This is a genomic window from Luteolibacter yonseiensis, from assembly GCF_016595465.1.
GTDB classification, from domain to species: Bacteria; Verrucomicrobiota; Verrucomicrobiia; order Verrucomicrobiales; family Akkermansiaceae; genus Luteolibacter; species Luteolibacter yonseiensis.
In genome coordinates this window covers 203,596-216,138 of the sequence record NZ_JAENIK010000012.1, presented here as the reverse complement: position 1 = coordinate 216,138, position 12,543 = coordinate 203,596, and the positions used below count along the sequence as shown (strand labels likewise).

Here is a 12,543-nt window from a genome sequence, read left to right as displayed (position 1 = left end):
CCATACAGGAAGTGGGGCAGACTCCTGAAAGGAATCGTATTCTTTCCCACCATCACCACGTCTGGCAGGCTTCAGGCATCGTTTCCGCCCTCGCTTACAACCGGATGATGAAACAACCGCGGCTCTCATCCGCCCTTGTTTCATCCGGCAAAAATCCGGCCCGCCGCACGACGGCGATGGACCGCAGGTTCCCAAGGTTCACCCGGCACACCAGTGATCGGAACCCGGCAGCCTTGGCCGCACCTGATATCGCGACCACCGCGTTGGTCATGATGCCCGTATGGAAGGATGAGGAGAGATATCCCATTTCGGCTCCGTCCGGATCATTGCTCTTGATTCCGCAGGCCGCGCGGATCGCGCCCGATGCATCCAGAACGAAGAAACGGAAATGACCGCCCGTCCGCCAGTCCTCCGAAATCGACCTGAACCAATCGACCGCCTTCTCACGAGGGTATGGATGGCCGCCCAGCAGTTGCTTGAACAAGCGATCATAAACCTCGGGCTCGTTGCTGATCGACACGACCTCGGAGATCCGGTCCGCTGTGGGATCGACGGCATCGGCACGGACCACCGTATAAATCCGGCCGGTTTTGTGATTTCGAATCGGAATCGATAATTGCTCCGGGAAAATGATCATGAAGGTGGCGGTAAGACTTTTCGGCGCAAGACGCGGCGTCTGCGGTCCGGCAGGAGGCGTCAGCTCATCAAGCGGGAATAGCTGGACCGCAGGCCCGCGCGCCATTTCTCAAGAAATGCCAGGTTTCTTGCGGCTTTCGAAGCCATCGCCCCATCGGGATTTCCTGAAATCTCGAGTTCGGGAAAAATCCCGCACTCCTGCGAGATCCGGGTTTCCACCCGGGATACCGCGCGCTGCACCGCCTCCCGGCAGAGTTGTGTCTCCCCTTCGAGCATCGCCCGTACCAGAACGGACTTCGCCTCGTCCCTTTTTCGGATCACCGACTCCGCCTGCTGGGTCACGGCACCGACCTCGGAAAAAAGGTCCATCAGGGAGGAATCGATGCTTCCCCGCACCTCACCCGTCAATCCGCGCAGTTCCAGCCAATGCCTCAGGCGGCGGGACGGACTGGAGACGGTGGCCAAGGCTTCACGCAGTGCGGCGAATTCACCCTCCGCTCCACCCGCATCCGGATGCGCGCGTTTCCCCGCCTCGCGGAAGGCCTCACGCAGGGATTCTTCTGAAAAGACAAGACCTGTTGGAAGATTCAGGAGTTGAAAAGCGTCGGTCACTGGAGGAAGAAAATGGCCATGGAACCACCGCTTGGTAAAGCCCCGAACGAAGGGATGTCCACATCATCCAGGATCGGAATCTTCGGCGGCACCTTCGACCCCGTGCATCTCGGCCACATCCATCTGGCGACACTGGCCAAAGAAACCCTGGATCTGGATGAAGTGCGGTTCCTGCCGTGCCGGATCTCCCCGCACAAGCCGGGCAGCGCGCCCGCGGGTGGCGAGGACCGTTGTGAGATGCTGCGGCTGGCCACAGCGGACCTGCCATGGGCGGTGGTCGATGACTTCGAGTTGAAAACAGACGGCCCGTCATATTCCTACCAAACTGCGGAGGCGATGGCGGAGCGGTTCCCCGGAGCCCGCCTCTTCTGGATCATGGGTGGCGACCAATGGGACGCGCTGCCACGATGGAGCCGCCCTGACCGGCTCGCGGCGGTTGTCGAATTCGCGGTTCTCGCCCGGGGAGCAGCTCCACAACCGCGCGACGGATTCCGGATGCATGTCATCCAAGGGGATCATCCGGCATCGGCGACGGAAATCCGCCAGTCTTTGTCAAAGGGCGGCAGCCATCCCTGGCTGCATACCGGGGTGGCGGAGTGGATGTTGGAAAAAAAGCTCTATCACTGAGATCTGCTCAGGGCATATCCTTCACCTTTCCTCCCAGCGCTCTTCATGGTGCTCGGCGGACTTTGGCTCCAGATGCGAAATCACGCGACCGTCCGGCTTGAGCAGGTCCGCCACGCTGGCTTCGATTTCAGTCGCGGCTTCATGGGCCTGGCCGACGGTGAGGTCGTCATCGAAAACGAGATGAAATTCCACCCAGTGCGTGCGGCCCGAGTGGCGGTGGCGGAAATTGTGGTACGACAGCCCGCGCTGGTCGACCTCCCGGTCCAGCAGTTCGCAAATCGCCCTTTCCACCTTCGGATCGGCCTCGTCGAGCAATCCGGCGAGGCTTTCGCGGATGAGCTTGAAACCCACGCGCAGGATATTGAGCGAGGCGATGACGGCGGCGATGGGATCCCACCACAGCCAGCCCGTGCAATGGATGAGGGCGAGGGCGACGAGCACCGCGACGCTGGACCACACGTCGGTAAGCACATGCATGCCATTCGCCCGGATGAGCGGCGAATTGTTTTTTTTGCCGATCCGCACCAGCGACAGGCCCAGAACCAGATTCAATGCGGCGGCCGCAGCCGTGACCACCGCGCCGAAACCAATGTGGGAGATGGAAACTCCGAAGACAAACTGGCGCACCGCTTCGTAAAGGATGAGTATCGCCGCGGCGGCGATCATGGCGCCCTCGAATCCGGCGGAAAGGAATGCGACCTTGTCGTGGCCGAAGTGGTGGGTCTCATCCGCCGGCTTGTGGGCGAGACGCAGCGCCCACGCGGCGAAGGCGACGGCGAGCAGGTGGACCACCGATTCCGCCGCATCCGAATACACGGCGGAAGAACCGGTGACAGCCGCCGCCGTCACCTTCGCGCCGAGCAACAGCACCGCCGCCCCGAGTGAGAGATTCATCACCCGTTTCTGATCCTCAAAACTTGCCACGGCGGGAGTTTGCACGGGAGCGGGTGCATGGCAACCCATGACAGTCCGAAAAGCGCATCCTCCGGGAGCGATCTTTCAACAATCGCAAATCATTTCAAATGCGTGCTTGTTTTCCGCGAAAAACCAGCCATAGCCTCGCCGCCCGGCAAGCCAGATGCACTGCAAGTCCGGAATTTACGACTACATTCGCACATGGATACGCCTCCTTTTTCCGAACTCGGCTTGCCCGATACCTTGCTCGCCGCCATTGAAACCCTGGGCTACGAGCGCCCTTCGCCCATCCAGGCGATGAGCATCCCGCCTGCCCTTCTCGGCAAGGACATCCTCGGACTCTCCGCCACAGGTTCGGGAAAAACCGCCGCTTTCACACTGCCCGCGCTGGCGAAACTCGATGTGAGGGAACTTCACCCGCAGGTTCTCATCCTCTGCCCCACCCGCGAACTCGCGGTGCAGGTGTGTGAGGAAGTCCACCGCCTCGGGGCCAAAATGCCGGGCCTCCACGCGACCCCTGTCTACGGCGGTGCTCCGATCGACCGCCAGCTCCGCGCGCTGCGTTCCGGCGCACAGCTCGTCGTCGGCACTCCGGGCCGCCTGCTGGACCACCTCCGCCGTGGCAGCTTCGACCCGTCCCGCATCAAGATGGCCGTCCTCGACGAGGCGGACCGCATGCTGGACATGGGCTTCAAGGACGAGATGGACGAGCTGCTCGCCGCGCTTCCTCCGGAACGCCAGACCTTGTTCTTCTCCGCCACGATGAATCCCGGCGTAAGCCGTCTGATTCAGAAATTCGGCAACAATCCCGAGAAGGTCGAGATCCTGCAGAAAGCGAAGACCGTCTCGACCATCGAGCAATCCTACTTCGAAGTCCGCCAGCGTTCGAAGGTCGAGGTACTGTCGCGGATCCTCGACATGAATCCGCCACGCCTCGGAATCATCTTCTGCAACACGAAACGCTCGGTGGATGAGTGCACCGAGGATCTGGTGAACCGTGGCTACGCCGCCGACCGCCTCCATGGCGACATCACCCAACAAATGCGCGAGCGCACGCTGAAGCGGTTCCGCGAGGGTGCTGTCGAACTGCTTGTCGCCACCGACGTGGCGGCACGGGGCCTCGACATCGACGAGATCGACATCGTTTTCAACTACGACATTCCGACCGACCCGGAAGACTACGTGCACCGCATCGGACGGACCGGACGGGCGGGACGCTCGGGACGCGCGGTCAGCTTCGTGTTCGGCCGGGAAATCTACCGGCTGCAATCCATCGAGCGATACACCCGCCACGTCATCAAGCGCGAGCGCATCCCATCCGTGGAACAAGTGGAGGGACGCCGTGCCGACATCATTTTCGAAGAGCTCAAGGAACGCCTGGAATCCGGGAAATTCGACGCCTATCAGGACAACATCGACCGCCTGCTGGAACAAGGCCACACGCCGACGGACATCGCCGGCGCGCTGGTTACGATGATCCGCGAGGCCAGCGGCCGCGAGGGCTCCGTCATCGATGAGGATCGTGAGCCGGAACGCCGCGAGCGCCCCCGCGAGGATCGTCCGCAGCGCGACGAGCGCCGGGATGATCGCGGCCCGCGTGACGACCGTGGCCCCCGCCCGGACAACCGTTTCGAACGCGGCCCCATCCCGCAGGAGCAAGGCATGGTCCGTTTGTTCCTCTCGCTCGGTAAAACCCACGGTGTGATGGCGAAGGAAATCGTCGGCATGCTCTACCGCGAGGTCGGCCTGCCGGATGGCTGCCTCGGTCGCATCACCCTGTTCCCGAAACACTCGCTGGTGGATGTGCCGGAGTATCTGGTGCAGCAGGTGCTGGACAAGACCCGCAACTCCCGCCTCCGTGGCCGCCCGTTCCGCATCGACGTGGACCGCGGACCAAACTGATCATTCTGAAAACTTGACCCGGCTGTCCCAGCCGGGTCTTTTTTTGCCACCATGACGGCCACCGATCTTTCAGGAAATCCACGGCGATTCGTGCTGTTCACGGTTTTCTACAATGCGCGGGCGTACTATCCTGTCCTCGCCATCCTGTTTCTGGACCTCGGACTGACGCTTGATCAGTTCGTGATGCTCAACCTCATCTGGGCGGCTACGATTTTCCTCTTCGAGGTCCCGTCCGGGGCTCTTGCGGACACCATCGGACGCAAGAGGCTTTTGGTCGCATCCTCGGTGCTGATGATGGTGGAAATGCTCTGCTTGTTGGTCGCACCACGGGACGGCGGAGCGATGCTGCTCGTGCTTTGCGTGGTGAACCGCGTCTGCTCCGGCCTTTCGGAAGCCTGTGCGAGTGGTGCGGATGAGGCGCTGGCCTATGATTCGCTTGAGGAAACGGACCGTGGGGAAAGATGGGACAAGTTGCTGGCGACCGCGATGCGGTGGAGATCCGCGGGGTATGTCATCGCGATGATCCTGGGCGGCCTGATTTATGATCCGGCCGCGTTGAACCGCATTCTGCCCGCAGGCGCCGGGATCTCCGCCGATATCGCGCATCGCCTGCCGGTCGCCCTGGTGTTCTGCCAGGCCGTCGCCTGTTTCCTCATCACCCTCGGCATGGTGGAACCACCAAGGCATACGACAGGGACCACCTGCGGGGATGCGGTCCGCCTCACCTTGAAAACCGCAAGATGGGTTTTCACCAATCCGAAGACCCTTGTGGTGGTGGTCATCGGGCTGGGCATCGATTCGATCGTCAGGAATTTCGCGACGATCACGAGTAGTTATTACCGGCTCATCGACCTCCCGGAGTGGAGCTATGGTTTCATCGGTGCGGCCATCGGCCTGCTGGGTTGGTTCGTCCCCTCGGTCGCGAAAAGTCTCAACGCCCGTTATGGGACGCTCGCCAATCTGGGTATCGCGGCCGGACTGTCCTTGCTGGGGCTTGCGGCGCTCGTGCCGGCTTGGCCGATTTTCGGACTGCTGCCCGCGACGCTGCTGATGACGACGCTCGGACTCCTCGGTTTCACCGTCAGCCGCACATTGCACGCGGAGGCAGCTTCCTCGGAACGTGCCACGGTGCTCTCTGTCAAGGGACTTTCCTTCAATCTGGGTTACGGGCTTTTCAGCATCGCCTTCTCACGCTTGCTCGCGGGCTTTCCCGACGTCCCCGCCGGATCGGCTCTGAAAAGCGCGCTCTTCTGGCAGGTGCCGGTTTTCGCCATTCTCATGGCCGGGCTTTTCACATGGGCGTGCCGGCTCTGGAAGCGCATGGCCTGAAATCAATCCTCCGCCACCAGGGACGCGTTCCGCAGGTATTCACAGATCATGGGAATGCGGTCTCCGACGGAGTCCATTTCCAGCAGCTCCTGCCGCAGGTTCGCCTCGTGGATGAACTGCTGGCAGATGATGTCCGTCATGAGCCCGGGGTCATCCGCACGGTCGAGCAGCGCGAAGACACCATCCTGGACATGCTGTGGCAGCGCGCGCACGGCGTCCTCGACCGCACCACGCAGCGTCTTCATCGCCGCGGTCGACTGGTTCTCCGGAGTGAAGACCGAGATCACTGGCTCGATGCTGGCATAGGGATAGGAACGCTCCTGATGCCACTCGGTGAACCGGACCCGCATCACACCGTGGATGAGCAGTTGCGAGGTCCCGTCGTCCTGCTCGCGTGACGCGCGGACAAGACCGATCGTGCCCACGGGAGCCACGTAATCCCCCGGGCTGCCGGTTTCCTCACCCAGCAGCCTGCCGATGGCGAAAAAGCAGTCTCCCTCCAGAGCCTCCTCCAGCATGCGGCGGTAGCGTGGCTCGAAGATGTAAAGCGGCAGGCCTCCATGCGGAAACAACGTGCAGTCGGGTAGAAGCATCACGCCGCAGCGCTCGGGAAGATGGATACTGGCCATGCCAAGGGTAGTATCCATCGCACTCCGGTTGATGCAAGTCGGATTGAACAGGCTGGAATCCTTCAAGCCCAGTTCGGCACATCCAACCGGAATTCCGGGATGCGGGTGTAAAACCAGTCCCCCGCCCCGGTCTCACCGAAAAAAGCACCCGTGGCGGAGGCTCCGCAGGCGATGACGTGGTAGCTGTTGTAGGAGAAATGTCCTCCCGGCTCGATCACCGGAGTCTGGCCAACGATGCCGTCCCCCTCCACCACGGTGACTTCCCCCGCGTCCTCCCGCACCACCCATTTCCGTCCACGGATGGTCACCGGTTGGGGAGAGTCATTGTGAATCGAGATGAAATAGACGAACGGATGCGGCTTGTCCGGCGGTGCATCGAGGCTGGGCATGTAGATCACGTCGTCCACCTTGACGCGAAGCCCATCGAATTCCCGGATCACACCTGCCATGAGCGCCATCGTTCCGTGCGGACCCCGGCCTGCCAAGCACGAAAGGAACGGGAAATCACGCGACCGGCTCATTCGGGCATCCGCAGCCCCCCGGAGGAGGGCACGGCCTCCGCGCCGGTGCCTCGTCCGTATGTCCGGATGAAGTTTTCCATCCGATCATCCTCCCGGGGTTCAAGCTCCATAAACCGCCGGACAACTTCCCGCCTTTGCCCCGGAGACCCGCGCCATCCCTCCACCAAAGCCTCGCGGGCACCTCTCCCCGTCGCACCAAATTCATCCCGATGTTCCATCCCGTGCAGCAGCGAATAGCTCGAACGATTGCTCTCGATCATCCGGTGGGGGTGTGGCGGAACCGGCACTCCATCCCGGTAGAAGTCATCCACCTTGGACTGCCACACCGGAATCCCCAGAATCCGGGCCACGGCATGCGACTCACCGCAATGGAAGCAGTAACGCGAGGAAAGCTCCAGCAACGGCACGAAAAACGCCCTGCCAAGAGCGATCATGAAAAGAACGCCAACCGCCATCGCGATGATCTTCATTTTAGATTTCATCCCGTCTCACCTGGTTGGAACACTTTCTTCGATATTGAACACAAAGTCACGATTTGTCGCGGCTCCGCAATTCCACATTCTCGTGGTAACGCGGACATGCCAGAGCCCTCGCGCGGTCTCATATTATTCCGAGCAATGGCATACGCAGCCTTCATAACCGGTGGAACCAGCCCTTTTGACGAGTCGATTCTCATGAATGGCCGAAACGCGGGATCCGGACGTTACAGATTGCCCATATTGATCCATCGGCTATCTAGCGGCATGACGAACGCGCTCCCTGTCGCCCTGACCATCGCCGGATCGGATTGCTCGGCCGGAGCCGGCATCCAGGCGGATTTGAAAACATTCCAGCATTTCCACGTGCACGGCCTCACCGCCGTCACCTGCGTGGTCTCGGAAACGGCGAACATCGTGCGCGCGGTGCATGCGGTGCCGGTGGAGATCGTGCGGGACCAGATCTCCCTGATGCTGGAGAGCTTCCCTATTGCCGCCGTCAAAACCGGCATGTTGTTTTCCGCAGCCCATGTCACCGCCACCGCGGAGATCCTGCGGAGTCATCCTGAGGTGGAGCTCGTTGTAGATCCGGTGATGATCGCCTCCACCGGGGCTCCCCTGCTGGAGCCGGATGCCATGGAAGCCTACCGCGAACTGCTCCTGCCGCTCGCCCGGATCATCACCCCCAATCTTCCTGAAGCGGAGGCATTGCTGGGAGAGGAAATTCCGGACGCCGCCGCGCTCGAATCCGCCGCAAGGCGCTTGTCGGACCGGTTCGGCACCGCGATCCTTCTCAAGGGCGGCCATCTCGACGGCCCGGTCTGTACGGATCTGTTGGTGGAAGGCGGCGTGGTCCACCGCTTCGAAGCCGAGCGCATCCCTGTCCCGGGTTCGCACGGCACCGGCTGCACGTTGTCCGCGGCCATCGCCGCCGGGATCGCTCTCGGCAGGCCGCTGCCGGAAGCGGTTGAAATGGCGAAGCGCTATCTGGGAAAAACGCTGGAGCACTCCTATGCCTTCCATTCCGCCACCGGCGAGGCGGTCCATGCGTTGAACCAAGGAACCGCGGCATGGCCCATCCCTACTGGGAACGCCTGAATTTCAGCGCGGCCTCCGTGCGGGAGTGGACGTGGAGTTTCACGTAGATGTTCTTCAGGTGCCAGCGCACCGAATCCACCGAAACAAACAGACGCGCGGCGATCTCCTTGTTGGCGAAGCCGTGCGCCACCAGATCCAGCACCGCCTTTTCACGCGAGGTGAGTGACTCGAAATCATCCTCCGCCTCGGTCTGGGCGTTGAAATACTGGATGACCTTTCTCGCGATCTCGCCACTCATCGGAGCCCCGCCACCGGTGGCCTCGCGAATGGCGGACAAGACCTCCTGGGGCAGCGAACGCTTCAGGATGTAACCCGTGGCCCCCGCCCGCAGCGCGCTGAAGATGCGGTCCGGGTCCTCGTAAACGGTGATCATGATGACAATGAGTCCGGGAAAGAGGCGCTTCAGCTTGGAGACACATTCGATGCCGGACATGTTCGGGAGCTGGATGTCCATCAGCACCACCGCAGGGGCGTGCTTCGGCAGCATCTTGAGCGCGTCCTCCCCTGTCTCGCACACGCAGACACATTCGAAATCCCCTGAAAGATTGAGGATGGTTTTCAGGCCCTCCCGGGTGGTTTTGTTGTCCTCTACGACTGCGACCTTGATCATGTTGTTTCTAATGGAATTTCAAAAATAATGGTCGTGCCTTGTCCGGTCCCGCCATCGATGTGGAATATACCTCCGAGCTGCGTGATTCTTTTCCTCATGCCGCCCAGGCCCTCGCCCGGCGGCGCGTCGGATTCCTGCGGGATCCCCTGGCCATCATCCGCGATCCTGATGAAAAGCACGGATTCCCGAACCTCGATGGCGAGATGGACCATGGACGCCTGCGAGTGCTTGACGACATTGTTGAGCCCCTCCTTGAAAGCCAGGAAAATTCCGTGCCGCTCATGGGTTCCCAGACGGTGCATCGGTATGGTCGCCGGTATGTTGAGACGGCAGCCGATGTCCGCCAGTTGCAGGAACTGCTGGGCGAAAAGCGACAGGTAGCCGGCGAGATCCCCCACCGCATCGTAGTTGGGATTCACGGCCCAGACGATCTCATCCAGTCCGGTGACCAGGGAGCGGGAGACGCCGTTGAGCTGATCGATGTATTCGCGCTTGCTGTTGCCGTCGATGGAAGGATTGTTGGCAAGGGAAGCCAGCATGCTGACCTCCGTGAGTCCGGCACCGAGCTCGTCATGGAGATCCTGTGCGACCCGGCTGCGCTCCTGGTCGAGCACGCGCTGGCGTTCGATGATCTCCCTTTCCCTGAGATGCACCGCGATTTCCTCGGTGCGCCTGATGACCGTGCGCCGCAGGAAGGTCATCCCCACCAAGGTGACAAGCAACAGGACGAACAAGGTGAAAATGAGAATGATGGTGTGCTTGTGGGTCCACCAGGGGCCGTTTTTCAGAACATGGATGAGGGCGGGATCGAGGACCTCGACGCTGAAAGGCTCGGCGGGCAACGCGATCGCGTTCTGGGATGAACGGACATACACACCGGTGATCTCGACGAGGCTTCCCTTGCGATAGAGCGTGTTGAAATTGCTTTCCAACGGAACGTGCGCGAGGAAGGTGAGCGATTTTTTCGAAAGCTCCAGCGTCCGGGTGTTTTCAAGCTTGGTATCGCTGACCACCGTTCCGCGAATGGTGACATTGGAGGAATCGAGCTTGGGATTTGAAATGAAGTCGTCCTTGAGAACCGTCGGTTCCGGCAGCGTTCCGGCTCCGATTTTCCGGGTCCGGGCCAGCACCAGAATCGGAGAGGCCGCTTCCAGACGGGGAAAGCCCACCGCTTCGACGAGGTCGCCCCGGTCGACCTCGCCCGCATTGCGGCTCTGGATCCGGAAGCCGCTCTTCCCATCGTTGACGTAGAGTTCGGTCCCGTTCTTGAAGAGAACGGTGCCGGCCACCTTCACCCGCTGGAACGCCCTGGTCTCCGAGTTGAAGAGCAGCAGGTCCGAAGGGCGGATGGACTCGGCGGCGAAAGGATCTGCCGGCGCGGGGTTGGTCACCGACAACACCGCATTCCCGAGACGGCAGTTCGACGGGCTGACCAGTCCTGTCGTGATATCCCAAATAGCGGTGTAGACACCGCGGATGCTGATGACACTGCCGACCAGGGCGGAGTGCTGCTCGCTGGTCCATGTGTTCGTGGGGAGCGGATACACGTTCTCGTGCTTGATGAAGACCGGACCCTCCTGGGTCAGAAGCTCGATCCGCTTGGACGAGGACGAGGCGACGATGCCGTCGATCTCCACCTGCTCCGCATCCAGACTTCCGTCCGAGAACTGCCCCCGGGTCGGCTTGACGCCCTTCGGAATCTCGGCGTTTTGCTTGAATGTGAGCACCGCGTTCAGGACCATGGGCGAGAAATCCCCGTCGTCGGTTTTCCCCACGACCTCCCAGATTTCCTTGGGCTTGGGGATCACCCCGAATTGCAGGGTGTTGTTGTATTGCACAAAAACGCCGCCGGAAGAGTCCTGGATGACAACATTCGGCGGACAGGACATTGTCACAACGCCTGTCAGCCTGACCTCCCGCCCTTGTTCGGCTTCCTTGGGGGAGAGCTGGTGGATCTCGGCTGCGGTGGTGATGATCCTTTTCGGATGTTCGGACGGAGGGGAGATTTCTATGGAGCCCGCATCAAGCGCGACCATGCCCGCATTGGATCTCAGGCCGGTCACCTTCACCACCTTGTCCAGAAATTCCTGGGGGGACGAATTACGGGGATCAAGGACGGTCACCTGCGTGGAAACAACGGTGCCGGACAAGTCGAGTTCGAGAAACCCGTCGCGCAATCCGGCGAAGGTGACCCGCCCCTCGGCCATTCCCCAGAAATGCTCGCTCTCGACCGCGGGCGATTCCACCAAAGGAACCGGAATGACAGGCGGGGCGGCCCCGTTGGAAATCACCCGGCAGGTGATATCGGCCTTTCCGAGGAAAAGCCGGCTCCCATCGTCGGTCGCCAGGTAAAGCGTGTAGTTGCCGGACTTGGGAATCTCCAGCATGCCGGAAAAAGCCACTCCGCTGCCGTCTCCGGGAAGAAGCATGCGGGGATCAACCCCTTGTGAAACCCCGGTCTTGACCGGTTCCATTTCCTTGAAGGCTGGCAGTCTTTCCCAGTCTTTCCCCCGGTAGCACCGGTAGGGCAGTCCTGTTGTCCATTCCTCGCTCCCGGGTTTCTGAAACTTGAACCATTCCTTCGGAATGGCGGCACGGGGGAATCCTTCGCCTTCGATCTCCAGCATGAAACCCGACACGCCATTTCCATTGAACCATTCCAAAAGAAAAGGCTGCCTTCCTTTCTCCAGGTTCACCACCGCCTTCTGGGCGATGCCGGCGTGGAGGCCGTCCACTCCCAGAAGCGGGGCGGTACCCAGATGGATGCCGTGGGTCCCACGGTAAACCCATGAATTCCGGCCGATGATCCGGACCCTCGCTCCGGGTACGAAATCCGCGGGCACTTCCGGCAGTTCGAGCAGCATCGTGGACGTGTCATCCTGCAGCACCAGACTGGACATCCGTGGATTCACTCCACAGACGACCCCCTCCAATTCAAAGGAAAGGCTGATCCCGCCCTTTTTCGCCATGGTCTTGTCCAGCGATTCAAGGGTAGTCAGGACTTCCTGGCCAACCACCGCCGGTGCTTGGGCGAGGAAGAATAGCACCATCAGGATCATCGCCGCGAGGAGGCGATGTTTCAAAACCTGAAATGGATGGGAACCCGGCATCTGGAAGTGCCGGATTTTATCCCCGGGGGAAACCCATACGAGCAAAATCCCGCTCCAAATCCCACCCCAATTGGGTAA

12 protein-coding genes are annotated in these 12,543 nt (G+C 61.1%); 4 read left to right on the top strand and 8 right to left on the bottom strand.

All coding sequences use genetic code 11. The features are described 5' to 3' along the window. Window positions 1–94 precede the first annotated feature (94 nt). Together JIN84_RS16745 and JIN84_RS16740 are read right to left on the bottom strand one after the other, a co-directional pair. Complete coding sequence (locus JIN84_RS16745; protein WP_200352216.1) at window positions 95–637, bottom strand: GNAT family N-acetyltransferase; 543 nt, start codon at window positions 635–637, stop codon at window positions 95–97. Between the two features lie 59 nt (window positions 638–696). Further along, window positions 697–1,248 (bottom strand): hypothetical protein, encoded by a 552-nt coding sequence (locus tag JIN84_RS16740; protein WP_200352215.1) that lies wholly within the window; start codon window positions 1,246–1,248, stop codon window positions 697–699. 54 nt (window positions 1,249–1,302) lie between these two features. Between JIN84_RS16740 and nadD the strand changes: the two genes are divergently transcribed. Continuing rightward, complete coding sequence (gene nadD, locus JIN84_RS16735) at window positions 1,303–1,875, top strand: nicotinate (nicotinamide) nucleotide adenylyltransferase (protein ID WP_200352214.1); 573 nt, start codon at window positions 1,303–1,305, stop codon at window positions 1,873–1,875. Between the two features lie 21 nt (window positions 1,876–1,896). Here the strand turns inward: nadD and JIN84_RS16730 are convergent, their stop codons facing one another. Beyond that, on the bottom strand, window positions 1,897–2,769 hold the full coding sequence (locus tag JIN84_RS16730; RefSeq protein WP_200352213.1) for a cation diffusion facilitator family transporter: 873 nt from the start codon (window positions 2,767–2,769) through the stop codon (window positions 1,897–1,899). A 222-nt stretch (window positions 2,770–2,991) separates the two neighbouring features. On the opposite strand from JIN84_RS16730, the gene JIN84_RS16725 reads away from it, so the two are divergent. Both JIN84_RS16725 and JIN84_RS16720 read left to right on the top strand, forming a co-directional pair. Next, window positions 2,992–4,692 carry a DEAD/DEAH box helicase gene (locus tag JIN84_RS16725; RefSeq protein WP_200352212.1) on the top strand — a complete coding sequence of 567 codons (1,701 nt, stop codon included), beginning with the start codon at window positions 2,992–2,994 and terminating at the stop codon, window positions 4,690–4,692. A gap of 51 nt (window positions 4,693–4,743) precedes the next feature. Beyond that, the gene (locus JIN84_RS16720; RefSeq protein ID WP_200352211.1) at window positions 4,744–6,021 is read left to right on the top strand and encodes an MFS transporter; all 1,278 of its coding nucleotides are present in this window, start codon (window positions 4,744–4,746) and stop codon (window positions 6,019–6,021) included. A 2-nt stretch (window positions 6,022–6,023) separates the two neighbouring features. Here JIN84_RS16720 and JIN84_RS16715 read toward each other — a convergent pair whose 3' ends face one another. The 3 genes from JIN84_RS16715 to JIN84_RS16705 all read right to left on the bottom strand — a co-directional run bounded on the left by JIN84_RS16715 (window position 6,024) and on the right by JIN84_RS16705 (window position 7,641). Beyond that, window positions 6,024–6,650 (bottom strand): LON peptidase substrate-binding domain-containing protein, encoded by a 627-nt coding sequence (locus tag JIN84_RS16715; RefSeq protein WP_200352210.1) that lies wholly within the window; start codon window positions 6,648–6,650, stop codon window positions 6,024–6,026. A 62-nt stretch (window positions 6,651–6,712) separates the two neighbouring features. Further along, the gene (locus tag JIN84_RS16710) at window positions 6,713–7,099 is read right to left on the bottom strand and encodes a Co(2+)/Mg(2+) efflux protein ApaG (protein WP_200352209.1); all 387 of its coding nucleotides are present in this window, start codon (window positions 7,097–7,099) and stop codon (window positions 6,713–6,715) included. 68 nt (window positions 7,100–7,167) lie between these two features. Beyond that, window positions 7,168–7,641, bottom strand: coding sequence for a hypothetical protein (locus tag JIN84_RS16705; RefSeq protein ID WP_200352208.1), 474 nt, complete (start codon window positions 7,639–7,641; stop codon window positions 7,168–7,170). A gap of 273 nt (window positions 7,642–7,914) precedes the next feature. Here JIN84_RS16705 and thiD point away from each other — a divergent pair, with 273 nt between their 5' ends. Further along, window positions 7,915–8,745 (top strand): bifunctional hydroxymethylpyrimidine kinase/phosphomethylpyrimidine kinase, encoded by an 831-nt coding sequence (gene thiD / locus JIN84_RS16700; protein ID WP_200352207.1) that lies wholly within the window; start codon window positions 7,915–7,917, stop codon window positions 8,743–8,745. Here the strand turns inward: thiD and JIN84_RS16695 are convergent. Next, entirely contained in the window at window positions 8,729–9,355 is a 627-nt protein-coding gene (locus JIN84_RS16695; protein ID WP_200352206.1) for a response regulator transcription factor, read from the bottom strand. The two genes, thiD and JIN84_RS16695, sit on opposite strands and share 17 nt — an antisense overlap. Next, window positions 9,352–12,438: an ATP-binding protein gene (locus JIN84_RS16690; RefSeq protein WP_200352205.1), complete on the bottom strand. Its 3,087-nt coding sequence runs from the start codon at window positions 12,436–12,438 to the stop codon at window positions 9,352–9,354. The genes JIN84_RS16695 and JIN84_RS16690 overlap by 4 nt, the downstream gene beginning before the upstream one ends. Between the last annotated feature and the right edge of the window lie 105 nt (window positions 12,439–12,543).

What these genes read in the sequence shown, in the direction of transcription:
- JIN84_RS16725 (WP_200352212.1), top strand. Translation starts at nt 2,992, where the DNA reads ATGGATACGCCTCCTTTTTCCGAACTCGGCTTGCCCGATACCTTGCTC.
- JIN84_RS16715 (WP_200352210.1), bottom strand. Translation starts at nt 6,650, where the DNA reads ATGGCCAGTATCCATCTTCCCGAGCGCTGCGGCGTGATGCTTCTACCC.
- nadD (WP_200352214.1), top strand. Translation starts at nt 1,303, where the DNA reads ATGTCCACATCATCCAGGATCGGAATCTTCGGCGGCACCTTCGACCCC.
- JIN84_RS16710 (WP_200352209.1), bottom strand. Translation starts at nt 7,099, where the DNA reads ATGGCAGGTGTGATCCGGGAATTCGATGGGCTTCGCGTCAAGGTGGAC.
- JIN84_RS16745 (WP_200352216.1), bottom strand. Translation starts at nt 637, where the DNA reads ATGATCATTTTCCCGGAGCAATTATCGATTCCGATTCGAAATCACAAA.
- JIN84_RS16705 (WP_200352208.1), bottom strand. Translation starts at nt 7,641, where the DNA reads ATGAAGATCATCGCGATGGCGGTTGGCGTTCTTTTCATGATCGCTCTT.
- JIN84_RS16720 (WP_200352211.1), top strand. Translation starts at nt 4,744, where the DNA reads ATGACGGCCACCGATCTTTCAGGAAATCCACGGCGATTCGTGCTGTTC.
- JIN84_RS16695 (WP_200352206.1), bottom strand. Translation starts at nt 9,355, where the DNA reads ATGATCAAGGTCGCAGTCGTAGAGGACAACAAAACCACCCGGGAGGGC.
- thiD (WP_200352207.1), top strand. Translation starts at nt 7,915, where the DNA reads ATGACGAACGCGCTCCCTGTCGCCCTGACCATCGCCGGATCGGATTGC.
- JIN84_RS16730 (WP_200352213.1), bottom strand. Translation starts at nt 2,769, where the DNA reads ATGAATCTCTCACTCGGGGCGGCGGTGCTGTTGCTCGGCGCGAAGGTG.